Below are 24,601 nucleotides of genomic sequence, written 5' to 3'. Positions count from 1 at the left end.
ACCCTTTATTTGGATAAAGGGTTAATAGCATTAGGTCAGAGGAATTATTTTACACAATTCTTGGAACAGTAAGTTTACTAGTTTTCTCATCAGTTTCCCTGGATATGCTTATCACCTAGCAATTCACCCTTGCTTGGATTTAGCTAAAAAAGTTTTTGGAATTCAATATCATTAAGTAGTCAATGAAAAGCGATCGCGCCAATAGGATTAAGTGCGATCGCGAATAGTTTTGAAGTTTTAGATTTTCAGCTTATTCTCTGGAGATTCTATTCAACATCTTTAATGCTGGTTTTCCGTTCTAAAATCTCCTTCAGCACCAAGGTTACTACTGCTAGCAACGCTAATAGTACAGCCGCAGAGAAAGCCGCTTCAGTTTCGTATTGTTTATAAGCGTCTTCTACAAACAGTGGTAGGCTTTGGGTTTGGTCAGCAATGTTGCCAGATACGACTGAAACTGCTCCGAATTCACCCATTGCTCTGGCATTGGTCAAAATTAAACCGTAGAGTAAGCCCCAACGGATACTGGGTAGGGTAATGCGCCAAAATATCTGCCAATCTTTCGCACCCAGAGTTCTAGCAGCTTCTTCTTGATCCTTACCAAACTCTTCTAAAACCGGAATCACTTCTCGCGCTACAAAGGGCATACTCACGAAGGCTGTAGCCAGCACCATACCTGGAAAGGCAAAGACAATCTTGATATCATGAGCTTGAAGCCAAGGGCCAAACCAGCCATTGCGTCCGTAAAGTAGTACAATCATTAATCCTGCAACTACGGGCGAAATCGAAAAGGGCAGATCAATAATACTCAAAACTACGGCGCGTCCAGGAAATTTATGACGAGCGATCGCCCAAGCTGCACATAGCCCAAACACTGTATTCACAGGCAAAGCAATCAAAGCCAACAACAGTGTTAGCCAAGCTGCATGTAGAAAAGCCGGTCGCGTCAGGTTAGATAGAAATGGCCCAACACCCTTACTAAAAGCTTGGACAAAAACGTTAATTGCCGGGATGTATTGAACTAAGGCTAAATAGGCGATCGCTATCCCAATTAAAACTATTGGCACCCAACTCTTCTGCTCTTTCGGCTTGGCTGTATCTGTATCAGATCCAGATGATGAGTGAAAACTTGGCTTATCTACTGTCATATCGCCTTGCCCATGCTTGTAAGAAATTAATCGCCAATAGCAGTACCAAGGAAATTGATAGTAAAACTATGCCAATTACTGTTGCACCAGAATAGTCATACTGCTCTAATCGCTGGAAAATCAGCACAGGTGCAATCAAATCTTTGAATGGTGTATTGGAAGAGATAATCACAGTTGACCCATATTCGCCAACTGCACGAGAAAAACCCAAGGCAACACCAGTTAAAATTGTGGGAAATAAAGGTGGCAAAATCACTTTCCAGAAGGTCTGCCATTGAGAAGCACCCAGACACCAGGCGGCTTCTTCAATTTCATGTTCCATTTCTTGAAGCACGGGCTGCACAGTTCTCACAATAAAAGGTAGTGAGATAAATATCATTGCTACCGCTACTCCCGTGCGGGTAAAAGACACCTTGATTCCCAGTGGTGCTAGTAGCGAACCTATCCAGCCATTATCGCTGTAAACTGTTGCTAAGGTTAACCCTGCTACGGCAGTTGGTAGTGCAAATGGTAAATCTACTGTGGCGTCAATCAAGCGCTTTAAGGGAAAGTCGTAGCGAACCAGAACCCAAGCAATCAAAGTTCCAAATACGCCATTGAGTAAGGCAGCAAATATTGCCGTCCCAAAAGTGACATTATATGTTGCTAATGCGATATCACTGGTTGCGATCGCCCAAAATCTTGCCGGAGGTTCCGTACTTGCTTTCAAGAACATGGCAGCAATCGGGATAAACAACATCACTGTCAGGTAGGCAATGGTGATTCGCCAAGTCCACGGAATCCGCCCCAATCTTTTCCAGAATGGCGTTTCCCGTTCAACTTCCACAGAAGGAGATACAGATGTCATAGTCAAAAATTCAAAATTTTAATTTTAAAAAAGTTTTTTGCCAGTGGTCGGTTGTTTTTTTTACTGACCACTGACGATTGACTAATGACTAATTACCGTTTAGCTTGGGCTTCAATCTTATCAAACAAGCCCCCATCTGCGAAGAACTTCTTATCAATTGCTCCCCAACCGCCTAAGTCTGCAACTGTACCCAGAGTTTTCAGCTTGGGAAATTTGTCTGTGACTTCTTTAGTTTGAGCTAAAGTCTCATCCACAGGACGGAATCCCAATTTAACAAACTCTTGCTGTGCTTCTGGGCTATAGAGGTATTTCACAAAACCTTCAGCAACTTCGCGGGTTCCGTGCTTATCGACGTTTTTATCTACTACAGCGATCGGATTGTCGATGGATATATTCACATCGGGAACGACATAATCAACCTTCTCGCCCTTTTGCTGTGCCAAAATAACTTCGTTTTCGTAGTTGATTAAGACATCACCTTGCCCTTGCTTGGCAAATGTATCAGTAGCTTCCCGCGCATCTTTAGGCAAGATTGGCACATTTTTGTAAACTTTAGTTACAAATTCAGTAGCTTTAGCCTCATCCCCACCAGTTTTAATTACAGAATCCCATAGTGCTAAGAAATTCCATTTAGCACCGCCAGAAGTTTTGGGGTTAGCAGTAATCAATTTCACACCGTCTTTGGCTAAATCTTGCCAGTTTTTGATGCCTTTAGGATTGCCGGAACGAGTGACTATTGCGGCAACAGATTTGGAAACAATACCATCGTTGGGAACTTCCTTCTCCCATCCTGGCTGAATCAATCCAGCCTTCTCAATCTTTGTGGTGTCTCCAGCTAGTGCCAAGTGAACAACATCTGCTTCCAAACCATCGATAACAGCACGAGTTTGAGAACCAGATCCACCATAGCTTTGCTTGAAGGTAACAGTTTGATTATGATCTTTCTTCCACTGTTCTACAAACTTAGGAATAATTGCTTCGTGAGCTGCTTTGGTGACAGCAAAGGAAACTAGAGTTAATTCAACATTATCTTTGCTTGCAGCCACAGGAGTAGCACTAGCATTAGGAGTTTCAGAGGCAGAATTATTCCCAGTTTCTCCACCAGAGCAGGCGGCAAGGGCTACACTCAATACAGTACCTACTAAAAAGAGTGATACAAAGCCTTTGAGCGAATTTAGTCTGAACCGATACGTTCGATTGAACGCGATCGCTTGTAATCTTTTCAGTAGGCGTTGCCACAAACTCATTCTACTTCCTCCACGAATTCTACAAATAATTGATGGGAATACAGTTATATACTGTTTATAATACTGGATGATTGCATCTATCTAGTTATAAACACCAAAAAACCTCACATTCTTTACCAAGAATATGGTGATTTTACCAGTTTTGTGAAAAATTAAAAATGCTTTTACTTTCAACTATTTAAGTTGTCATCACAATTGGCTACCTAATGTATCAAGCAAATTGCTAGAGAATAGCTAATTTTACAGAAAAGTCTATTCTAGCGATCGGCTATGTTCAATGCAGTACAGCAAAATCAAGCAACGTCTTGAGTGCAAGGGCAATTACTGTAGTGAGAAATATGCGCCGCAACCAGATGTTGCTTAGTCTGAGGGCAACCCGCGATCCGACAATTCCACCAATGAACATAGTAATACTCAGAATAATACCTAGCTTGTAATCAACTATTCCCTGCGTAAAGAAAATAATGGTGGCAATCAGCGAAGAAAAAATGTTGATAAACTTTGTGTTTGCTACCGCCTGAACAAACGTCATCCGAAATAGGCTGACATAAGCTGCTGTGAGCATAGTGATATAGCCACCACTAAAGAAACCACCATAAATACCAAGCAGAAAAGTTGCCACATATCCACCAATTTCTGCTATTGGTGATGGACTTTTTATTCTTGAAACGATTCCTGCATTCCGATTGGTGATCGAAAAGGCGGCAACCGCAATCATCAAAATCGAGATAATCAGAGGCATCGATTTTGATGGTACAACTAAAATAAATAATGCACCGATGATTGAGCCTAAAAGCGTTAGGAAAATCATTATTGGCAAGCGGCTGCGATCAATTGCTTTTTTACCTACAAAAGGCAATGTACCACCAACACTCATAAAAGTTAATGCCAGCATATTGGTGGCAAGAGCGGTACGCGGCTCAATATTCAATTGCAACATTGCAGGGACGGTAATTAAAGAAGTACTACCTGTAATGACACTTATGACACTTGTTATAAAGAAAATTGCAATTAGGAAGAGTAATTGAGTAGCAGTCATTAGAGATTTTATTTTTATGTTGTTAGCAATACATTTTTTTAAAGGATGCTTACAGGAGCTTAAATATATCTAAAGCTCTTCTTTTAAAAAGGTTACAGCCTTTTGAAACTATAGTAATATAGATATAATTTAATGTAAAGCTATAAATTTTATACCAATAAAAGCAGTATTTTTTAGATAAATTGGTAACAACTAAGTTGGGGTAAAGTTGTATAAATTGGTAAATTACAACAGTGAACCACATTTGTTGTAGAAAACATTGCTCATCCGTATCAACTGAAGGTGAACCCCTTTGAAAACCTCGTTTCCAGGTCTAAGAAGGAAATACTTGTCCTTGCGGTTCTGCCTTGAGGAAGTAAGGCAGAGGCTTACAGAGAGCATTCCTAATCAGAGACTAAGAACGAGGCAATATATTAAAGCTTTTTTGCTTACTAGCTTTTAACTTAAATTGACATGCATGAGTATTGCTTGCTATGCCCCTAAATAGCGAGTCTATTTACCTGAAAATAGCTGTAAATTACTCAATATGAAAAGTATCAAAAATAAAACCCATCTAGAAAGTATCTAAATGGGAAAAATCGAACAATTATTTATTATTAACTCAATACATATTTCAGGGGTAGCCCGTCCTGAAAAACTAGTAATTCTCCTGGTTGGATTTGTGTCCAAACTTCGTTGTCAGTCAGGGGTGTAGTAGCAATGACAGCGACGCGATCGCGTTCAGTAGTCACTTCCCGAAAATCTACAGTCATATCTTGGTCAATTAAATGAGCAGCGGCAAAGGGCGCTTGGCGAACAATATAGCTGAGTTTAGTTGAACAATAAGCAAACAAGTGTTCTCCGTCTGATAATAAGTAATTAAATATACCTATACTTGCAATTACAGCAGTAATTTCTTGCAGCACAGAGTACAGTTCCTTTGTATGAGGCTTACCTTTAGGAAAACGCGATCGCAATGTTTCTAGGATCATACAGAATGCTTTTTCGCTATCAGTATTACCTACGGCTTGATAAAAGCCCAAATTTTCTGGATCAAAATCTGGCAAATTACCGTTGTGGGCAAATACCCAATAGTGACCCCACAATTCTCTGCGGAAAGGATGGCAGTTGTGTAGGGCAATTTCACCCTGAGTAGCTTTGCGGATATGGGCTATGACATGGGTTGAGTGGATAGGGTAACTCCGCACAAACTCCGCTACCGGAGAAGCAACAGAAGGTTGAGCGTCTAAAAACATTCGACATCCCTTTGCTTCAAAGAAAGCAATACCCCAACCATCGCGATGGTCATCTGTTTTTCCTCCCCGTGCAGAAAACCCTTCAAAAGAAAAGCAAATATCCGTTGGAACATTGCAATTCATTCCGAGCAATTGGCACATTAGCTCTCAATTTTTGACTAAGGTTTTAGGATCAAGATACTTCAGAATGCTGCATTGATTCTGGAGCGATCGCTTCAATCTTAGAATTTAAAGCTGAGATATTCCAAACAATCCTCAAAAATAAATGTTTGTCATTGGTCATTAAGTCAAGAGTCAGGTACTTCTTTCGCTGCTTCTGCTGCTGCTCTGGTATTAATATTTATTAAAACATCTGCTGTAAATATTGCTCATAGCCTAGTTGTTCTAGTTTTGCTTGCTTGGCAATTACAGATTCACATAAGGTTTGGCGATATTGTTGCACTTTTTCTAGCAATTCTGGTTGATGAGTTGCAAGGATTTGTACTGCTAAAAGTCCGGCATTTTTGGCATTACCAATTGCTACTGTTGCCACAGGAATACCACCAGGCATCTGTAAAATAGAATACAAAGAATCTACACCTTGTAAGTTCCGAGTAGGTACAGGAACACCGATTACAGGAAGGGGAGTTAAAGACGCTACCATTCCAGGTAGATGGGCAGCACCACCTGCACCTGCAATAATTACCTTAATACCGCGTTGGTGTGCAAGTTGAGCATATTGCACCATCCGTTCTGGGGTACGGTGAGCCGAAACGATCGCTACTTCGCTCTCAACACCAAATTCATCACAAACTGCGATCGCATCTTTCATAGTGGGCAAATCGGAATCGCTGCCCATGATAATACCAACTAGGGGAGTCATAATAATTCAAAATTATTTGAGCTAGCTTATGGAAGCTAGGTGATGCGGATCATCATCTCATCTATATGGTGTTGTTGGAATTGATTCATTAATGTTGGTTGCATCTAAAATCAGATTTAGCTCTCTTCTCGTCAGTGTGATGACCCAAGCAACACAAAATCCTGTAGATATTATCAATGCTAGAGTGCCTGGTTACAAAGATTTGCAGATGCTCTTGGTTAATCAAGAGGGCATAATTGAGCAAATCTTGCCAATGGGTACAGTAGAGAAGGACATCTGTGCATCCGTGATCGATGTTGCAGGTGACTGGATTTCATTAGGTGGCGTTGATTTGCAAATTAACGGTGCGTTGGGTTTGGCATTTCCTGATTTAACGGCTGAAAATGCTCATGTACTCCAGAAAATAACCCAATTTTTGTGGGATGTCGGGGTAGATGGATTTTTACCAACACTTGTGACAACTTCAGTAGAAAAGATTCAGCGATCGCTTGCAGTCATTGCTAATTTTACTCCTCTTTCAGTTGACACAGAGGAGTTAGGGGTAAGGTCATCTGCCAAAATTCTCGGAGTACATCTAGAAGGCCCATTTTTGAATTACCAAAAGCGCGGCGCACACCCAGCAGAGTACTTGTTACCTTTAACAATTGACAAGGTAAAGCGGGTTTTGGGTGATTATGCCCATGTTATAAAAATTATTACCCTAGCGCCGGAGTTAGATCCCACTGGTGAAGTAATTCCATATTTGCGTTCTTTGGGAATTACCGTTAGTTTAGGACATTCTCAAGCAACATCAGCCCTAGCGCAACTTGCTTTTGAACTCGGTGCAACGATGGTAACTCATGCTTTCAACACCATGCCACCGTTACATCACCGCGAACCAGGTTTATTAGGGGCAGCAATTACCCATCCTAATGTCATGTGTGGTTTTATTGCTGATGGTGAGCACGTTTCGCCCACGATGCTACAAATTTTACTCCGTGCTAGCTATCAAGAAAAAGGGCTGTTCCTCGTTAGCGATGCCCTTTCACCTCTGGGGCTACCCGATGGCATCTATCCTTGGGACAGTCGGCAAATCAAAGTTCAAAACGGTACAGCACGACTAGCTGATGGCACTTTATCGGGGACGACTTTACCCTTATTAGTAGGAGTGCAGAATTTGGTAAAGTGGGGCATTTGTGATGTGGATACTGCTATTTTACTAGCTACAGATGCACCTAGACAAGCGATTGGTTTGCCTGCTGGAATTGCCAAGAGTCAACCCGCTAATTTATTGCGCTGGCATTGGGATGAAGCAACAAAAGAACTAGCTTGGCAGCGATTATTGGGCAAATTTCGCATCCAGGTAAAAGAATCAAGCTGATAGGGGAAAAAGCGTTAACATAATCCGTAAAAATATACATTTCAGAGATACACATTATAAACCAATGGATATAGCTCTACTCATTAAAGTTCTCGCTCCCTGTCTGCCGTTTTGATTGGTCAGCAAATAAATTAAGAAACCGAAAATTAGAAAAAATCAAGAGAGTAGGTACTCTTTTGATTTATCTTTGATAAAACTGTGTTGGTCGAAACTGAAGCAATTTCTCCGTAGCTGTGAGAAACGTACACTCGACTCACTCGACCTAGCAATGGCTCTTGCTGTCAACTATATTACTTAAGATGATGCCTTCGGTTAATTCAACCACTGTAGTTTATTTACCTGAAAATTGCTGTAAGATACAGACAGAAAAGTTTATTTTCGATTTATTATGAACCTTGCAAAAGGTCATTAATTGAACTGATACTCTGTTTGATTTCTTCTGTCAGAGAAGTTCTTAATAAATCCAGGTTTACTGTTGAAAAATTGAATAGCCCTAAAGCATATAATAGACTTGAAATACCAATAATTAAAGCCAAAATTCTTCCAAAAAAACCAGGATTTATTTCAATAAAAGCTAATTTAGATTGCCCGATAACAGCAATCGTTATAAAAACAATTCCAACTATTAAAAAGTTGCTGTTTGAAGTTAAATCTGTCATTTTTCGATTAAGATACCTCAGTACTTTTATTGTAGCTATTATTAGTTCAAATTTCTGCTCATGCTATATGCAAAAACCTAAAAATTTTGCAACTCAACTTCACCCTAAGCTAATAAAGCTTTGGCTATTGTAGTATCGGTGTTAAAACTCATCATGTGTTATTCTTTAGAAAGATATTTATTTTGAAACTTATTGAGCAATAAATAACGTTGATTGTCTCAATTGTGTATAAATTGTTTTATCTAAATCAAATATTCAAGGAAAAATCTAGATTCTGCAAGAAGCAAACTAACTGATGTGTCTCTAGCAGAAATTCAGATATCGTGAAGTTATAGTTGATTTAAACTCAATTTTGCTTTTTACAATTTTGCTGAGACTATCCAGTGGTAAAACTTTCAGCATTAAAAAGCCAAAATATCATCACTTGTGTACTAGACGTTAATTTAGTTTATATATTAAACTACACTAAGACGATAGGAATAGTGATTATTTTATGGAAAGCGTCCAAAACGTTAGTCAAGAGTTAAATGTAACAAGAGACACAGCATTAGAGCAATTACCACAGTCTACTCCAGTACAGTTCAAAAAAGACATTTTCAAAAAACTCAGAGGTGGATTTTTTTTAGTACTAGGATATTTATTATCACCATTGTGTTGGTGGAATGATTTACTATTCAATTTGCCAATAGCTTATGGTTTTGGGTATGTATGTAGTTTACTTTCTCCAAAATTGCTTCTACCTTGTTCAATTATCGGATACTGGCTCTCTAATATTGTGGGAATTCTCTTAATGCAGTTCGGTTCTAAAGACATTTTTCAAAAAGAACCTCAAGAGCATAGCCTCAAAAAAGAATTGTTCACAGGTTTAATTTCTTCGACAGTTTATACCCTGCTGATTATACTGTTGATCCAGTTGAAAATTATTGATTCTCCTATTTTATTCTCCAACAGTTAATTTAGTTTATCACCTTCCTAAAAGGAATCGATAGTATAGGTGCATATCTATACACCCATACTATATATATAGCAGATATAGCAATAAGTGGAGGAGTTACGAACAAAAAAACTGACTTATTCAATAAATCTGGCTTCTAATGCCAATTCATTATAAGCTTGCACTAAATGATTATCTCTCTTCCTTGGCGTTCTTCTCTAATGAGACGCTAATGCGTTGGTGGAAGCCTCTTGCAGAGAAGGCGGTTCGTTTTTTAAAACTAAGATATTCATAGAGAATTGGTATAAGTCTCTGGATGGAGAGCAAATCAGCTAGCGAGAAGATCAATTTTCGTCAAATTTTAAAAATTCACTCAAATTTAACAATTTTGGAGGCTCCTTACTTACAATTAATGGCAACTTACCATTCCATTTTTCTATTGCTTGCCTTTGCAGAATTTCTGGAGTTAAACCATCACGTAATAATCTGTGTGCCTCAGCCTCTCCTTTGGCTAAATTAACTTTTGCTTCAGCCTCTTTTGTTGCTTTGAGTGCGATAAACTCTGCTCGTTTTGCTTCTTGTTCAGCAATCTGCTTTGCCTCCACCGCCTCATCAAATTGTTCTGAAAAATGCACATGAACTAGAGAAATATCATCAATAGCAACGTGATAGCTACCTAATCGTGTCGACAATGCATCATCTACTCCACTTTTTACCTCTCCTCGTTTAGTAATAATTTCTTCAGCAGTATACTTTGCTATTACTGCTTTTAGCACTTCATTAACCGCTGGGTTAATAATCCGAACAACTACATTTTGTTCATCTCCAATTTCCTGAAAAATGGCATTTGCTTCTTGAGGAATAACATGCCAATTGAGAGCTACATCAGCAAAAACATTTTGTAAATCTTTGGAAGAAGCCTCAGCAGAGATTTCTTGTTTCTGGACTCGGATACTTAACTTTTTTACAGTATTGACTACAGGAATAATTAAGTGAAGTCCTTCTCCTAATATCTGGTTTTGTACTTCGCCAAATTTCATTAAGACACCACGTTCTCCTGCATTTACAATCACACAAGGTGTGAGAAAGAGAGTTATCAGGAACAAAAGAGCGGTCAGTTTACCAGCACTGTTGAAATTTGTAATTTTTCTCATTTGTGTGAACGGGAAAAGAGCATCAGTAATATTTGCAACTAAAGAAGGTAGTGATAATGTGGATGCGATCGCCAAGTAGAGGTGTATCGGCAAGACCAAGAGGTTGAGGTGTTGGAATCGCCTGTTACTTTGTCAGGAGAAGATGTTTTACACAGTTTATTTAAGCTTTGAGGCGATTTGGTAACTGAATAACCAATGTATTACAAACCAATAAAAGTAATTAATAAAACAGTATAAGTATTACATCCAAAGTGATAAGTATAATGCATAAGGACTTTAAATACAAAAAGACCAGCCTCCCACAGCCGGTCTAAAAAATGTTTTTGCGTTGTCTTCTCAAGAGAGTTAAAACCCAGTTGCACGTTCCCAAAATGCAACAGGCAACTTTTCTTAACAATATTGTAACAGCCAACACAGATTTTTCCAGAATATTCATCAAAAAAGGACATGGGCAAAGCTTAAAAGCCTCTATCTATCAGGAGAATTCAGCAGATTGCAAGGTATAGATAACAGAGATAAAGGCAGACAAGGGAGAAGATTTTATAGCCGTAGTCACACTCTTTAGGACATAAGGATGGGGTGAAAGAAGAGAGTTAGCAATAAATAGTTTTACCTCTTGCCTCCTGCCCTCTGCCTCCTGCCTCCTGCCTCCTGCTATACCTTGTCTCCCTTGTTCTTCTTATCCCAGCATCAGTCTCAACCGCTCAATTTCAACTTGACAGGCTACCGATGCTAGAAGCGATTTCTGCATCTGTTGATGTTTCTCCCACGCGGAGGATTTTAGCCCCTAATTGCTGCAACTTCATATCAAGTCGATCGTAGCCGCGATCGAGGTGCTGTAAACCTTGAATTGTAGTTTGTCCTTCTGCTGCAAGTCCGGCGATGACTAATGCTGCCGATGCTCGTAAGTCTGTACCTAATACTGGTGCACCAGATAATTTTGGTACTCCCCGAACGAAAGCAGCATTGCCTTTGACACGAATATCTGCCCCCAAACGATTCAACTCTGAGGCATGACGCAAGCGATTTTCAAAGACAGATTCGTTAATTACGCTGTCGCCTTCTGCTAGTGCCAGTAAAGCCATGAATGGCGCTTGCATATCTGTGGGAAAACCTGGATGGTATTGAGTTTCAATATCCGTTGCCTTAAGGGTTTCTGCTGGCAGAATGCGTAATTGATTGGGCTTTTCATCAATTATTGTTACTCCAATATCCCGCAGCTTGGCAATTACTGGGATGAGATGTTCTGGAGCAACCGGCGAGAGAATAAGTTCTGAGCGGGTAATTGCTGCTGCCAGCAAAAATGTCCCGGCCTCAATGCGATCGGGAATAATGCTGTAGTCAACAGAATGCAACTTGGGGACTCCTTCGATAATAATCCTGCTAGTCCCCGCGCCCTGAATCTTCGCTCCCATCGCGTTACAGAAGTTAGCTAGATCGACTACTTCCGGTTCTCTGGCAGCATTTTCGATGATTGTTTCACCCTCAGCCAGGGTAGCCGCCATCATCAAGTTTTCTGTCGCTCCAACACTGGCAATGTCTAAGTAAATCTTCGCACCTTTTAATCTCCGGCTGCTGCCAGGGATGTAGGCATTACAAATGCCATGCTCAATTTGTACTTCCGCTCCCATTGCTTGCAGTCCTCGAACATGCAAGTCAACTGGTCTTGCCCCAATCGCACAACCGCCTGGTAAAGGCATCTGTGCTACTCCCAGTCTTGCCAGAATGGCTCCAATGGCGAAAAAACTCGCTCTCAACTGGGTAACTAATTCGTAGGGAGCTTTTGATGTTTTAATCTCGCTGGCGTTGATGTCTAAAATGTCGCCTTGTCGGGTTAATTGCACACCCAAAGCTGATAACACCTGACCCATCCGCTCTACGTCCGCTAACAAAGGGACATTGCGGATACGACAATCGCCCGGACACAGCAAGGCTCCAGCCATGATTACCAGTGCTGAATTTTTTGCCCCGCTAATTTGTACATGACCCCGCAAAGGATGCCCACCCCAAATTTGCAAGACTGAGGAGTCTGCTTCTGGAGCAATTTTGGCATCTGGTAAGCTGGTAGAAGGATTAATAAGCCTACCTCCAAAAGTAATACGTATTTTATATGTTTGAAGTTGGTTTTGATTCTACAGTAAAGATTCAAAATGTCCACGTTTTAAAGCACTGTTTTGTATAAAAAATTGTTTTTTAAGTGAAAAATCCGGGCTGATAACAAGCAATGGCAAGCTTTTTAAGCTTTTTAAAAAATTTCAAGAAAGAATGAATTAGTAGTAGTTTTAAGCAAAAATAAATACTCAGTAAAAGAACTTAAGTGTTTTGTAAAAATCAGTGCTATATTTTTCAGTTAATATTTTGATTCCACCTCGTGCTTAAAAAACTCGTTTCCAGTTAGAGACTTTTAACGAGGCGTTATGCTTTTACTTGACAAAGGTAAAACATAACGCAATAATAAGAAATTGTCGATAAGCAAAAATGCCAGCGGAACTGGCGGAATTGGCAGACGCGCTAGATTCAGGTTCTAGTGCCGCAAGGCTTCCGGGTTCAAGTCCCGGGTTCCGCATACTATCTTAAGTTAGGAGTTACAAGTTAAGAGTTATGAGTTGAAAGATAACTAAATTAACTCCTAACTATTAATTTTTAACTCCTAAGTTTTTAATGTTGACCAGTTTACAAAATTCTCTAGTCAAACAAATTCGTAAGCTACACTCCACCAAGGAGCGGCACAAGCAGCAGTTATTTTTACTAGAAGGAACACACCTGTTAGAAGAAGCTTGTGCGGTCAATTACCCACTAGAAACAGTGTGTTGTACCCCAGATTGGCAAGTAACCCACCCTTTGTTGTGGGAAGAAGCTTGTAACCGATGCGATCGCGCCGAAATTGTCAGTCCAGAAGTATTGGATGCGATCGCCACCACAGTCCAACCGGATGGTGTGGTGGCAACGGCAAAACGAAGCAAAAGCCAAACTCAACTACCATTGACTGGTTTAGTGCTAGCTTTAGAAACAGTACAAGATCCCGGCAACCTGGGTACGATGATTCGCACCGCCGCCGCCGCCGGAGCATCAGGTTTGTGGGTCAGTGGAGATAGTGTAGATTTAGATAGCCCTAAAGTTCTACGTGCTTCCGCAGGGCAATGGTTTCGCCTAGCAACAGCCGTAACCAAAGATTTAAAAGCAACAGTCCAACAAAGTCAGCAAGCAGGAATGCAGGTAGTAGCAACCTTACCGAGTGCGACTTTAACTTATTGGGAAGTGGACTGGCGAAAACCCAGTATGATTTTACTGGGAAATGAAGGTGCTGGATTGTCGGCAGATTTAGCAGCGATCGCAGATCGGCAAGTCAGAATTCCTTTGAGTCCTGGGGTGGAATCTTTGAATGTGGCGATCGCAGCCGCTTTAATGTTGTACGAAGCTCAACGGCAATCGATTTGTCAGTAATGAATTTTAACTTTTTACCCCTTATTTGGTTTTTGTTATTTCTTCGAGATATTGTTCAATATCAGCAACTGCGTCCTCAAGAGCGGCTAAATCAATATCTATCAAGTCTTGATCGTCGAGTTCGACTTCAGTGAAATTACTAGTATGCAGTTGCGGGATCTTTTCTTCCTCAGTCGAACTTTCTTGTAAGATATCCTCCAACTGCTCGAGAGACTTTTGAAACACTCGGTCGGCCGCGTGCTGCTGTTCTGGCTGATTTTGCTCCATAATATTAGCTTGAAAATCCTGATTTACTGACTTAATTTTGATTCTAGTTCCTACAGATTTAAATTTTGCACTAATAACATCATAGTTGTGTGCTGTATCAACTTTAGCAGTGCTTATCAAGAATATCGATAGCTGTCTGCAATTGCTAAGATTGGAGATTTATTGCGATCGCTACGGGTAGACTAAATCAAGTTTGGCTAGCGTTTAGGTAAGTTTTATAAAACAGGTCTAATACTTAATTTGATAGACTATCCTAAATTTGAAATTATAAAAACTGGTAGCTCAGGGCTGATAACTAACTATGAGTAAAGCCTTATTCTGTATCGAAAATCTGCGAGTTGCCTATCCTGGGCGGAGTGGAGAAGAAGCAAATTGGGCGGTTGATGATGTATCTTTCACGTTGCAACCAGGTGAAAGAATGGGATTGGTAGGAGAGTCAGGTTGTGGGAAATCAACTCTCGGACGGGCAGTAATGCGTTTACTACCAGCCTCTAGCCGTATTGAGGGACGGGTAACATTTCAAGGACAGTCAGTGTTTGACTTGACACCTAACCACCTGCGGAAATTTCGGGGAGAGGCGATCGCCTTAATTTTTCAAGATCCCATGACACGCCTCGATCCATTGATGACGATTGGTAAGCATTGTATCGAAACCCTCCAGGCGCACTCACCACAATTATCAGCGCGCCAAGCTAAAGAAAAAGCACTTGCTACCTTGGCAAAGGTGAATATTCCCCCTAGTCGCTGGAATCAGTATCCTCATGAGTTTAGCGGTGGAATGCGCCAACGGGTAGCGATCGCTTTAGCTTTACTCCTCAACCCCAAGTTTATTGTTGCTGACGAACCCACTACTAGTTTGGATGTCACTGTCTCCGCGCAGATATTGCAAGAATTAACTCGCCTGTGCAGTGAAGAAAACATGGGATTGTTGCTGATTTCTCACGATTTAGCAATGGTAGCTGAGTATTGCGATCGCATTGGCGTGATGTACAACGGTAAGATCGTCGAAATGGGTTCTACAGAAACCGTATTTAGGCAACCTCAACATGAATACACGCGATCGCTCCTAAAAGCAGCTTTACACATTCAAGCAGTAACTGACAGTGGAGAATTGATAATTGCCAATGACGAAGAAAAGCAATTACCGATTATAAAGCAGCGATCTCCAATTTTGAGCGTTACAGAACTTAAGCAACACTACACCATAGAGCCTAACTTTATTGAACGATTGCTTAACACCCAAGCGCAGACAATTAAAGCAGTAGATGGAATCAACCTGGATCTTTATTCAGGAGAAATTCTCGGCTTAGTCGGAGAATCAGGTTGTGGCAAAAGTACATTATCACGAACAATATTGCAACTAATTCCTCCTACTAGCGGCAAAGTAGAGTTTTTAGGACAGGATTTAACTAAACTATCGCGTCAAAAAATTCGTTCATCGCGGCGACAAATACAAATGGTCTTTCAAGATCCTCATGCTTGTCTCAATCCAGCGATGACAGTGGGACAAAGTATTGCAGATCCTTTATTTATCCACAATATAGCCAATTCTGCCAAGGCAAAAGAACAGGTTTTGTGGATGCTAAATAAAGTTGGCTTAACACCGCCAGAAGTGTATTATGAGCGTTACCCGTCGGATTTGTCTGGTGGACAACAACAACGAGTAGCGATCGCTCGTGCTTTGATTACTCATCCGAAACTTTTAATTTGCGATGAACCCGTGAGTATGTTAGATGCTAGCGTGCAGTCGCAAGTTCTGGATTTGATGTTGCAATTAAAGCAAGAGTTTGAGTTAACTTATCTATTCATTACTCATGACCTTTGGTTAGCTAGATTTTTGTGCGATCGTATTGCCGTAATGAATGGCGGTAAAATTGTCGAACTTGGTCTTACAAAAAATATTTTTGCCAATCCTCAGCACCCGTATACCAAAACCTTACTAGCTGCTGCTCCCTTACTAGCACGCACTTAACTAAATAAAATTAGAAGTTAGAAGTTTTAAACTTCTAACTTCTGTACAGACATGATTAATCGCGTTTCCTAACTATCTTCTCTTTCCTCAAGTAATCTAGTTGGTTCTCCACTCGAACCATAAAGCTCAACGAATCTTTTAAACAGCAATGCAGTCTCGTGATTTGAAGTTTTATTTAAGTTGAATAAACGCCCGATGTTTTTCTCAGTTAAAGCTCTTAAATACGGCAAATCTTCAAATAGGGTCAAGCAAGAAGCAAAATGCAATATTATTTGCAATAATGGCTTTGGCCACTCTAAATCACTATAAATATCTATAAAAAAATGATGTTCTGAGTCATTTAATGGAAAAGCATAAAATATAACAATTATCCTTTTGTTATTATAGACTGGAATACTCAGTTCAATAGTGTAAGGGCTATGTAATATTAAATCCACCTCTACAATAGGTTGCCGCCAAATTCTCAAGGGATTAGCTGGTGAGTCTAATATTGTTTGAAATTTGATTATTCCACCAGTATTTGTGGGCTGAAAGTGACTAATTTGAAAAATCTTCAGGTTATTAAGGCTAAACTTATGAACTGTTTCCAAATGCTTTAAGCTCAATAGATGATAAATTTGGCAAATATAAGGAAACGGTAAAATATATTCTTGACTTATCATGTGGAGCTTTTTTATTTGAAGTTTGTTAGCTTGAGTGCGATCCAAATATTCTTGATATTGGCTGGGGTCTAAATCATTACTATTAAAGCTTTCTTCCGGCTTGAGATATAGCCAACTGACAAAAAAGAAAGAAGCTGTAAATAGCTGAAATATTTCTAGAGGAGAAAAATAACCATCGGCAAATGCAGCTATGCTTCTATCAGTTATCCCAAAAAGCCAAGAGGGAATACCAAAAAGCCAAATATTACTTTTGATTTGATCTATAAAAAGTGCTACGTCAACAACTTTTGAAATATTACTATTTTTATTGGTACTAAATTTATCATTAATCTTCAAACAATGAATGGACATAGTACTTTTACTTAATGTTAATTTATCTTTGCATTAATTTTAAAGACTAATATATGGTATAAACCTCTGTCTTTAGCTATATATAACTTGTCTTTATTAAAGCTAAGTTAAAACAATATATTGCCATGTATAAATTTGAAATAAAATATCTATGTGTTCATTCATAAGAGAATTCTTTCTAATCTATTCTGTTAAAGGAATTAAGGTTTTATTCTTTGATGTAAAACTTGTCAAAAGCGGTATATAAATATTTAGAGGAAAAATCAAACTTTTCCTGTGATGATAAGCTTATCTATTTATATAGGATGAATATTAAAACTTTCAGTTACCCAGAATACTGAATGATGCTTTACGAATAAAAAGTTAAAATTAAAAAACTTAGAAATAATACTAATTATCCGTGAAGATGCACTTTATTTTTAAAACGAACCGCCTTCTCTACGAGAGGCTCCGCCAACGCGCAGCGTTTCGTAGAGAAGAACGCCAAGAAAAGAGCAAGAAGAGAGATCAAATTATTTAGTGCAAGTTTATAGAGAATCGGTATAAGAAGTTATAAAGTTTTTCTGTACAAGAAAATACATTAGGTAGGGTGTTATAATTTTGCTCTGGTTATAACAGCTGTGGTGGCTTTGATAGTGGCACATTGCATACTTACTAGTAGGATTAGCCATTACCTTATTTAAGGTAGACTATCCTTACCTGGCAAAGTATTTGTGACAATTACGATAGAAACCGTAGAATTGACTACTGTTAACACTGTATTATTTTTGAATATTTTCTGAAGATTTTTTCCAAGACGGTAGCAATGACCATTCGCCATGCGACTGAAGCTGATTTGCCTGCAATTGTGGCAATTTATAATACTGCAATTCCGTCTAGAATGGCAACTGCTGACTTAGAAGCAGTATCTGTGGAAAGCCGTCTTGCTTGGTTTAAAGGGCGATCGCCTTCACAACGCCCACTTTGGGTAATCGAAGTTGAAGGAGTAATTGCTGGATGGCTTAGTTTCCAATCCTTTTATGGGCGACCCGCCTATAGTAAGACAGCTGAAATTAGTATTTATATCGCCCCTAGCTTTCATCGGTGTGGCTTGGGACGGCAACTCTTAGCACAAGCAATTAGTGAAAGTCCTAGTTTGGGTATAAAGAGCTTAGTATGCTTCATTTTTGCTCACAATCAGCCCAGTTTAAAACTCTTTGAAAGATTTGGTTTTCAACGCTGGGGACATTTGCCTAAAATTGCCGAAATTGACAGCGTTGAACGGGACTTAGTAATCATGGGACTACAAATTAGTAAACCTGTTGTTTGAGGCGATCGCTTTTTTCTGAGACTGCTACGGGTAATTTTTTAGAATTGATAACCAAATTGCCACAATTCAAGTAGATGATGAAGATAGTTGACTAGTTGGGCATATCTTTGGTAAGTTAACTGTAACTTTAGTTCCTTGCCCCACTTCACTTGACAAGGTAATACTACCATTATGTAACTCCACACAAGCTTTAGCGATCGCTAGCCCTAAGCCTGTACCAGGAATTGTGTCAACGTTGCTTCCACGGCTGAAGGATTGAAACAAATTTTCTTGATCTGCCATTGGGATACCAATTCCTTGATCTTTGATGTAAAAAACTGCTTCTGATTCTTTGCCAACAAGCTGGAATTCTACATTACCTCCATCTGGAGAGTACTTAATGGCATTAGACATTAAGTTAATAAAAATTTGCTGCAAAAGCCCGCGATCGCCCCAAAATCCATGATGATTACCAGTAACTTTAAAAATCAATTCGTGGCGATCGCCTATTGTTTCTCGCTCTTGTTCTAAAAGGTCAGAAAAAAATTGTAGTAAATCGACTGAGATTGGTTGAAGTTTAGGTTTTTCCAGTTCAAGTTGGTTAACCAGAAGCATATTATCCACGAGTTTGGACATATATCTTGCTTTCTGTTCAATGATTCCCAAGAACCTCTGCTGTTTGGACTCATCTAGTTGCTGACTATGTTTGACCAAAGTTGATGCCGCAGCCAGAATTGAAGTTAGTGGGGTTCGATACTCATGGGAAACCGTTGTAATTATTTGGGATTTAAATACATTGAGTTGCTTTTCTTTGGCAAGGGCTGCTTGAGTTTGGGCTAACAATTCTGCCTGTTGAATAGCGATCGCTAATTGCACTGATACTTCATTGAGCATTTCTGCATCATCAGTTTGCCACTGTCGTTCCCCAGAATTCTGGTGAGCAATCAATAAACCCCAAAGCTTAGGAGTTGGGTTGCCATTGTTACTTAGATTAATCGGAACTACCAGATTGGGCTTAGTATTAAATTGCTCTTTTAGGTTAATACAATTACATAAGCCAAGCTCATAGATATAAGGGATTGGGGATTGGGTAAACTCTTCTTTAGTCATCAGTCCCCTGTCTGTTTGTCTCCCTTGTCTCCTCGTCCCCTTGTCCCCAGTCCCCAGCCCCCAGTCGCCAGCCCCGACGCGATCGCACAATGCTACAGTGCAGTATGACTCAGCTGAGGAGGCAACTATCTTACCGTCAGTATCTGTGGCGAACTGATACACCATCACGCGATCGCACTTCAGAAGTTGCTGTACCTCAGCTACCGCTGTATTCAAAATTTGCTCTAGGTTAAGAGATTGACGAATTCGCAGAGCAGTTGTGGCAATTAGGCGCTGTCGCTCTTGAGTTTTGATCAGTTGGGCTTGCAAGCACGATTGTTTTATGGCGTTGCGGACTGCTAATTGTAGTACATCCTGTGTCAGGTGTTGCTTGACTAAATAATCCAAGGCACCCCGTTTCATTGCTTGCACAGCCACCTCTTCATCGCCACGCCCTGTCAACATAATCACAGGGACAGAAGTCTCAAATATCTCCTGCTGCATCCGATCAAAGAGTTCTAACCCACTCATATCAGGTAGACAAAAATCCAGCAGAATGACATCGCAATGTTCTTTTTGGCACAAAGCAAGTCCTTCTTCTGCACAGTCTGCCTCCAAAATCTTGTAGCACTGGTGCGGATCTTTCAAAAGATATCGACGATAGATTTTCCGATCTGCGGCACAATCATCGATGATAAGTAGCGTCCATGTGTCCAACATAAGGTTATGAGGATCGGGGAGCGATGTAGATCCCTTTTATCCAGATTGTGTTTTTATGGCATAATTCTAAAACTAATATAAAAGTAGTATAAATAAATAAATAAAATCTAAATTCTTTAAGTGATTTTAAAGCAATACAACCAGTCGAACAGAGTGGGAAAAATACAACGACGAGAAAACCCATCTATAAAAGATAAGCAGACACAGTGATTCAGAGAGGAAAATATGGCTGTGCCCTCTGAGCCGTCTTTCTTGTTGTCCTTTTGTCCCTACTGCTTCATCAACAGAGAATAAATAAATAAATTAATCGAAGACTGGCGGTATATTAGCTTCAAGCCAGTAGTCCACGAATGCCTGGATCGTCTTTTTTAGTTCCTGAGCATCCATCGGTTTTACCATATATCCATTTGCGCCCTTTTGGTAGCACAATTCAATATCCTTGGGGTTAGATGATGTGGTAAAAACAACGATGGGGATTCCCTTGAAACTCTTGTCTTGCTTGAGCCGATCCAAAATGTCACGGCCATCAATACCTGGCAAATTGAGATCGAGCAAGATCACAGAGGGTCGTAATGCTACTTCAGAATCGGGTCGGTCTTCGTTCTTAGGGTAGGCATCGTTTTCCTGTTGATAAAGCAACTTTAAAACCTCATCTCCATTAGTACAACGGTGTATGGGGTTCTGGACGGACATACGCTGCATCAGACGTTGTAGTATCCGAAAATCTTCATTGCTGTCCTCAACAACGAGCAGAGGTTCATGAAGTTTTTTAGTCATTTTTGGTCTTAAAAGAACTTAACAAAAATATATATTTAGTTATCATCTTAAACTATTGCAACGTAAAATAGAATATCGAGCCAACACCTACAGTAGATTTCACCCAAATTTGACCGTTGTGAAGCTCAACAATCTTCCTAACGATAGCTAGTCCTGCACCTGCTCCTCCACCGTATTTTTGCTGAGAGTGGAGCCGCTTAAATAATCTAAAGATGATTTTTAGGTGATGCTCTGGAATTCCAATACCGTTATCGCGGATATAAAAAATTGGGGAAGGTGGCGCCCCCTCTGGGGATAAGGGGTAATGATGATTAGGAATTGGGTTAAGAAAACTCTTCCTTAGTCCCCAGTCCCTAGTCTCCAGTCCTTCATCTAAGTAGCCAATCTCAACCCATTGCTCTGCCTTATCGTTGTATTTGAACGCATTGCCAAGCAGATTACTGAAAACTTCATTAACAAGAACTTGGTCGCACTGAACTGTTGGTAAAGGCCGAGGAATGCGAATATCGGCAAGTTGAGCGTCATAACGACTAGCACGAAAAACATCAATTACTTGGTTGAGTAATTCGTTGAGGTCAGTTGCTTGCAAGCGTAGTTGTGCTTGTCCTAACTGCGAGAGTCGCAATAGAGCATTAATCAGAGTTTCCATGCGTACAGACAAGGATACTACTGTTTGCAAACATTCAATCCCCTCATCATCTAATACTTGGGCATAGTCTTCTAACAGCACTGTCGAGAAATTATAAATACCCCGCAAAGGTTCCTTGAGGTCATGGGAAGCGGCGTAAGCAAAGGATGCTAGTTCTTGGTTGCTGCGCTCTAACTCGAGGTTGATTTTAGCTAATTCATCCGCTTTCGAGAGTACAATACCAACGATCGCATTACTCAGAGCGATCGCACTTTCAAGTTCACAAGGTTTCCAGGGTAGAGAAGTTAATCTAACCGTTTCTTGCCATTCTGCAAAAGATTTTCGCACAGGCACAGTAAAGCTACCATCTGCCTGTGCTTGCATAGATTCCTGTGGATTTCCTGCCCATTGTACCGTTTGGATAACTTCGGGGCGAAACCAAAGGATGTAATAGCGCCGGACTTTAGAAATCCGCAGTAACAACAAGCCACTAGCAGTATCTTTAAATATCAGCGCCTCTTGGTAAAGCTTCGGTAGAGAATCAGTAGAAAACAGGTTATCACTAACTTGACTATCCGCCCATTCAACGAGCGCCTTAACTTTATCAATATTCGGTGTTGTCCCCATAAGGGTAATTTCATTATCCAGACAAACCGCCGCTCCTGAAGCACTAACAAGTTCGAGCAAGCGCATTTCTGGTTTGATTAGGGCATCGATAAAATTGTCTGCTTGGGAAATAGATTCTAGAAACTCAGACTGTAGCGATTTGAGCTTTACCTTATAATCCAATTCTGAGTTACTAATTTTGTGTGCTAATTCTGAAGACGCAATCTGTCCCAAGAATTCGCACATCTTGCGGACTTCGTAAGAAATATACTTTGATGTTTGATGATGGCAGGATATTAATCCCCAAAGTTTCTGCTCTTGAATCAGTGAAATCACCAAAAGAGCCTTCACTCCCATATTTTGATGATATTCAGTACAACACCAATCAAAACTTCGGAGAACAGAGTAGCTTAAGTCAAGATGCTGATGTGTTGTTGGATTTTCCGTGGGAACTAGTTTGACAGGTTCGGTAGTCAAATCGGGGAGAAATCGCAGAAAGCAACGCGTGTATAACTCCCTAGCCTGCGCTGGAATATCTGTAGCGGGATAGTGGAGTCCTAAATAAGGTGATAAATCTTCCCGTTTAACTTCTGCAACAACAGAACCCGCTTCTGACTCGTCAAATTGATAGACCATCACCCGGTCGAAACCGATGATTTTTTGGATTTCTTCGGCAACCAGATGCAAAAATTCTCCCAGATTGGATGTCTTTTGCATTTTAGCGATCGCTTCACTCGCCAAACTATGAAAGTTTAAGAAACTCACCTCAAATTCCGAGTCAGTTGGTTCTAGCTCCAGAATTACAGCTTCTTCTATACGATGAGCGATCGCATTAAAAAATCTTTTCCCACTTAAGGTATTTATTAATACTTTAAAAGCATTAGCGCTGCCAATCTTTTTTACCAAGCACTGCTTGACAATTTCCACTGACTTAGGGTCAAGTAAATAGCTCAAAGGTTGACTGAGCAAATCTTCTGGAGCTTTACCCAAATACACTTGGGTATTGTTGCTAACTTGCAGTATCTCTAGCTGAGTACTGAGTGCCAGGAGAACGCCATGAGGTTGAATCGAGCCAGGTATATGAATCGGTAGGCGATCGTGATTAGTCAGGGCAGTAGCTTGGGCTGTAGTATATTCAGACTGGCTCATAACTGAACTTATGTAAACCTGACTTTTACAATAGCGCAATTAAAAGTCACATTTCTTTAAAGTTATATGCCGATAAGTACGAATGCGATCGTATATATCTGTGCCAATTATAGTTTTTACAGTAAGTAGGTAAGTGCAAACAATGAGAAGATGGTTTTCGGTGTATTACAGCTTTCGTAACGCACCGAAAAGAGAAATTATGGTATAGTTCTAATCTGTCCAATTACTAATCAAAAAAAAGGTCTTAACTTTGAGGTTCCGCTTCCTGATGGAATGATAACCAGTGGCGTAGTGCTAGCGGATCAGATCAAATCGCTGGACTGGAAAGCTAAGAAAATTTTGTTTGTAGAGAAAGTTGAACCTGAGCTAATTGAAGAAGTGCAAGCAAAAATTGAGCCTCTAATTTTATAAACCAATACGCTTGGGTTAAGGCTTAACTATTTGTGAGAGTCGATTTTTTCAATGAACTGCAAAAGAAGCAAAGGAAAAGAAGGAAGAAATGCTTAAGTGAACTTTAGTGAACTGTATTGTTCTATAAACACAAAAGAGAGCGTCCCAATTTTGTAAAAATACGAATAAATTGAGATAATTTTGCATATTTGGGATGTTCTCATTGTTTTAAAGTGCTAAAACTGGGTTTCAAAGCCTCTCTCCGCTCCGGGGAAAAGTTTGAAGAGGGGTAAAAAGCTATGCTGCGAAAGGAGAAATCAAGACTTATGTATTTCTCTTTTTTCGTATGAAACCACCGTGCCCTTCCCTTGAAGGGAAGGGGTTGGGGGTTAGGTCTGTATTGGACTCAATTTAATACAGCATTTCATAAATCCGTGACGAATCGACCGATGCTCCAGTAAGGCTTTGCGAGATTTAATAACGCTACGAACGAACTTGTGAAATACTGTACTTAGAACCGCTATAGACATCAAATGGGCAATTGAACAATTCGGCTAAAATCTAAACAAACTGAATATCCTGAAAATTTCAAAAGTCGGCTAATATATTCTCCATAGTTGCAAATTGAATACCGTGAAATAACAACTCACCTTCAGTGATGGCTCTATTATTAAATGAATGAACCTTGACCATTATTAATCCAACTTGTGGAAGAGTATACTCCTCCATCTTGCCAAACTTCAATTAAATCAGCATAACCATCTCGATTAACATCT

20 protein-coding genes and 1 tRNA gene are annotated in these 24,601 nt (G+C 40.0%); 7 read left to right on the top strand and 14 right to left on the bottom strand.

Going from position 1 to position 24,601, the window contains the following annotated elements:
* Window positions 1–266: 266 nt before the first annotated feature.
* The 6 genes from cysW to purE all read right to left on the bottom strand — a co-directional run bounded on the left by cysW (window position 267) and on the right by purE (window position 6,375).
* The gene (gene cysW, locus V7K79_RS24115) at window positions 267–1,145 is read right to left on the bottom strand and encodes a sulfate ABC transporter permease subunit CysW (RefSeq protein ID WP_335051142.1); all 879 of its coding nucleotides are present in this window, start codon (window positions 1,143–1,145) and stop codon (window positions 267–269) included.
* A complete protein-coding gene (gene cysT, locus V7K79_RS24110) occupies window positions 1,132–1,992 on the bottom strand; it encodes a sulfate ABC transporter permease subunit CysT (RefSeq protein ID WP_335051141.1) in 861 nt (286 codons plus the stop codon). Before cysT ends, cysW begins: the two co-directional genes overlap by 14 nt.
* A 92-nt stretch (window positions 1,993–2,084) precedes the next feature.
* Window positions 2,085–3,239: a sulfate ABC transporter substrate-binding protein gene (locus tag V7K79_RS24105; protein WP_335051139.1), complete on the bottom strand. Its 1,155-nt coding sequence runs from the start codon at window positions 3,237–3,239 to the stop codon at window positions 2,085–2,087.
* A gap of 274 nt (window positions 3,240–3,513) precedes the next feature.
* Window positions 3,514–4,278 (bottom strand): sulfite exporter TauE/SafE family protein, encoded by a 765-nt coding sequence (locus V7K79_RS24100; RefSeq protein ID WP_335051137.1) that lies wholly within the window; start codon window positions 4,276–4,278, stop codon window positions 3,514–3,516.
* A 596-nt stretch (window positions 4,279–4,874) separates the two neighbouring features.
* Window positions 4,875–5,654 carry a class II glutamine amidotransferase gene (locus V7K79_RS24095; protein ID WP_335051135.1) on the bottom strand — a complete coding sequence of 260 codons (780 nt, stop codon included), beginning with the start codon at window positions 5,652–5,654 and terminating at the stop codon, window positions 4,875–4,877.
* Between the two features lie 202 nt (window positions 5,655–5,856).
* A complete protein-coding gene (purE, locus tag V7K79_RS24090) occupies window positions 5,857–6,375 on the bottom strand; it encodes a 5-(carboxyamino)imidazole ribonucleotide mutase (protein WP_335051133.1) in 519 nt (172 codons plus the stop codon).
* A 139-nt stretch (window positions 6,376–6,514) separates the two neighbouring features.
* Between purE and nagA the strand changes: the two genes are divergently transcribed.
* On the top strand, window positions 6,515–7,735 hold the full coding sequence (gene nagA, locus V7K79_RS24085) for an N-acetylglucosamine-6-phosphate deacetylase (RefSeq protein WP_335051131.1): 1,221 nt from the start codon (window positions 6,515–6,517) through the stop codon (window positions 7,733–7,735).
* A gap of 386 nt (window positions 7,736–8,121) precedes the next feature.
* Here nagA and V7K79_RS24080 read toward each other — a convergent pair whose 3' ends face one another.
* Entirely contained in the window at window positions 8,122–8,394 is a 273-nt protein-coding gene (locus V7K79_RS24080; RefSeq protein WP_335051129.1) for a hypothetical protein, read from the bottom strand.
* A 493-nt stretch (window positions 8,395–8,887) separates the two neighbouring features.
* On the opposite strand from V7K79_RS24080, the gene V7K79_RS24075 reads away from it, so the two are divergent.
* Complete coding sequence (locus V7K79_RS24075) at window positions 8,888–9,349, top strand: hypothetical protein (protein WP_335051128.1); 462 nt, start codon at window positions 8,888–8,890, stop codon at window positions 9,347–9,349.
* A gap of 323 nt (window positions 9,350–9,672) precedes the next feature.
* Here V7K79_RS24075 and V7K79_RS24070 read toward each other — a convergent pair whose 3' ends face one another.
* On the bottom strand, window positions 9,673–10,482 hold the full coding sequence (locus V7K79_RS24070; RefSeq protein ID WP_335051172.1) for a prohibitin family protein: 810 nt from the start codon (window positions 10,480–10,482) through the stop codon (window positions 9,673–9,675).
* Between the two features lie 710 nt (window positions 10,483–11,192).
* Entirely contained in the window at window positions 11,193–12,560 is a 1,368-nt protein-coding gene (gene murA, locus V7K79_RS24065; RefSeq protein ID WP_335051170.1) for a UDP-N-acetylglucosamine 1-carboxyvinyltransferase, read from the bottom strand.
* A gap of 406 nt (window positions 12,561–12,966) precedes the next feature.
* Between murA and V7K79_RS24060 the strand changes: the two genes are divergently transcribed.
* A tRNA-Leu gene (locus V7K79_RS24060) sits at window positions 12,967–13,048 on the top strand.
* A gap of 95 nt (window positions 13,049–13,143) precedes the next feature.
* Window positions 13,144–13,926, top strand: coding sequence for a TrmH family RNA methyltransferase (locus V7K79_RS24055; RefSeq protein ID WP_335051126.1), 783 nt, complete (start codon window positions 13,144–13,146; stop codon window positions 13,924–13,926).
* 21 nt (window positions 13,927–13,947) lie between these two features.
* On the opposite strand, the gene V7K79_RS24050 is transcribed toward V7K79_RS24055, so the two are convergent.
* Window positions 13,948–14,313, bottom strand: a complete 366-nt coding sequence (locus V7K79_RS24050) for a hypothetical protein (RefSeq protein WP_335051124.1) — start codon at window positions 14,311–14,313, stop codon at window positions 13,948–13,950.
* A gap of 181 nt (window positions 14,314–14,494) precedes the next feature.
* Between V7K79_RS24050 and V7K79_RS24045 the strand changes: the two genes are divergently transcribed.
* The gene (locus V7K79_RS24045) at window positions 14,495–16,165 is read left to right on the top strand and encodes an ABC transporter ATP-binding protein (protein ID WP_335051122.1); all 1,671 of its coding nucleotides are present in this window, start codon (window positions 14,495–14,497) and stop codon (window positions 16,163–16,165) included.
* A gap of 68 nt (window positions 16,166–16,233) precedes the next feature.
* Here V7K79_RS24045 and V7K79_RS24040 read toward each other — a convergent pair whose 3' ends face one another.
* On the bottom strand, window positions 16,234–17,178 hold the full coding sequence (locus tag V7K79_RS24040; RefSeq protein WP_335051120.1) for a hypothetical protein: 945 nt from the start codon (window positions 17,176–17,178) through the stop codon (window positions 16,234–16,236).
* Window positions 17,179–17,983: 805 nt separating this feature from the next.
* Between V7K79_RS24040 and V7K79_RS24035 the strand changes: the two genes are divergently transcribed.
* Complete coding sequence (locus V7K79_RS24035; RefSeq protein WP_335051118.1) at window positions 17,984–18,487, top strand: GNAT family N-acetyltransferase; 504 nt, start codon at window positions 17,984–17,986, stop codon at window positions 18,485–18,487.
* Between the two features lie 66 nt (window positions 18,488–18,553).
* On the opposite strand, the gene V7K79_RS24030 is transcribed toward V7K79_RS24035, so the two are convergent.
* The 3 genes from V7K79_RS24030 to V7K79_RS24020 form a co-directional block, all read right to left on the bottom strand.
* Complete coding sequence (locus V7K79_RS24030; protein WP_335051117.1) at window positions 18,554–20,275, bottom strand: ATP-binding protein; 1,722 nt, start codon at window positions 20,273–20,275, stop codon at window positions 18,554–18,556.
* Between the two features lie 303 nt (window positions 20,276–20,578).
* Window positions 20,579–21,052, bottom strand: a complete 474-nt coding sequence (locus V7K79_RS24025) for a response regulator (RefSeq protein ID WP_335051116.1) — start codon at window positions 21,050–21,052, stop codon at window positions 20,579–20,581.
* 52 nt (window positions 21,053–21,104) lie between these two features.
* Complete coding sequence (locus tag V7K79_RS24020) at window positions 21,105–23,435, bottom strand: ATP-binding protein (RefSeq protein ID WP_335051114.1); 2,331 nt, start codon at window positions 23,433–23,435, stop codon at window positions 21,105–21,107.
* 204 nt (window positions 23,436–23,639) lie between these two features.
* Here V7K79_RS24020 and V7K79_RS24015 point away from each other — a divergent pair, with 204 nt between their 5' ends.
* Window positions 23,640–23,846 carry a type II toxin-antitoxin system PemK/MazF family toxin gene (locus V7K79_RS24015; RefSeq protein WP_335051168.1) on the top strand — a complete coding sequence of 69 codons (207 nt, stop codon included), beginning with the start codon at window positions 23,640–23,642 and terminating at the stop codon, window positions 23,844–23,846.
* Window positions 23,847–24,601 lie beyond the last annotated feature (755 nt).

Origin of the sequence: Nostoc sp. (assembly GCF_036917575.1) — a bacterium.
Lineage (GTDB): Bacteria > Cyanobacteriota > Cyanobacteriia > Cyanobacteriales > Nostocaceae > Nostoc.
The sequence above is the reverse complement of the archived record's forward strand: the minus strand, read 5'-3'. Positions and strand labels throughout refer to the sequence as shown.

Excerpts from the sequence above, each read along its gene's own strand:
- cysW (WP_335051142.1), bottom strand. The coding sequence starts at position 1,145 with ATGACAGTAGATAAGCCAAGTTTTCACTCATCATCTGGATCTGATACA.
- cysT (WP_335051141.1), bottom strand. The coding sequence starts at position 1,992 with ATGACATCTGTATCTCCTTCTGTGGAAGTTGAACGGGAAACGCCATTC.
- V7K79_RS24105 (WP_335051139.1), bottom strand. The coding sequence starts at position 3,239 with ATGAGTTTGTGGCAACGCCTACTGAAAAGATTACAAGCGATCGCGTTC.
- V7K79_RS24100 (WP_335051137.1), bottom strand. The coding sequence starts at position 4,278 with ATGACTGCTACTCAATTACTCTTCCTAATTGCAATTTTCTTTATAACA.
- V7K79_RS24095 (WP_335051135.1), bottom strand. The coding sequence starts at position 5,654 with ATGTGCCAATTGCTCGGAATGAATTGCAATGTTCCAACGGATATTTGC.
- purE (WP_335051133.1), bottom strand. The coding sequence starts at position 6,375 with ATGACTCCCCTAGTTGGTATTATCATGGGCAGCGATTCCGATTTGCCC.
- nagA (WP_335051131.1), top strand. The coding sequence starts at position 6,515 with ATGACCCAAGCAACACAAAATCCTGTAGATATTATCAATGCTAGAGTG.
- V7K79_RS24080 (WP_335051129.1), bottom strand. The coding sequence starts at position 8,394 with ATGACAGATTTAACTTCAAACAGCAACTTTTTAATAGTTGGAATTGTT.
- V7K79_RS24075 (WP_335051128.1), top strand. The coding sequence starts at position 8,888 with ATGGAAAGCGTCCAAAACGTTAGTCAAGAGTTAAATGTAACAAGAGAC.
- V7K79_RS24070 (WP_335051172.1), bottom strand. The coding sequence starts at position 10,482 with ATGAGAAAAATTACAAATTTCAACAGTGCTGGTAAACTGACCGCTCTT.
- V7K79_RS24055 (WP_335051126.1), top strand. The coding sequence starts at position 13,144 with ATGTTGACCAGTTTACAAAATTCTCTAGTCAAACAAATTCGTAAGCTA.
- V7K79_RS24045 (WP_335051122.1), top strand. The coding sequence starts at position 14,495 with ATGAGTAAAGCCTTATTCTGTATCGAAAATCTGCGAGTTGCCTATCCT.
- V7K79_RS24040 (WP_335051120.1), bottom strand. The coding sequence starts at position 17,178 with ATGTCCATTCATTGTTTGAAGATTAATGATAAATTTAGTACCAATAAA.
- V7K79_RS24035 (WP_335051118.1), top strand. The coding sequence starts at position 17,984 with ATGACCATTCGCCATGCGACTGAAGCTGATTTGCCTGCAATTGTGGCA.
- V7K79_RS24030 (WP_335051117.1), bottom strand. The coding sequence starts at position 20,275 with ATGTTGGACACATGGACGCTACTTATCATCGATGATTGTGCCGCAGAT.
- V7K79_RS24025 (WP_335051116.1), bottom strand. The coding sequence starts at position 21,052 with ATGACTAAAAAACTTCATGAACCTCTGCTCGTTGTTGAGGACAGCAAT.
- V7K79_RS24020 (WP_335051114.1), bottom strand. The coding sequence starts at position 23,435 with ATGAGCCAGTCTGAATATACTACAGCCCAAGCTACTGCCCTGACTAAT.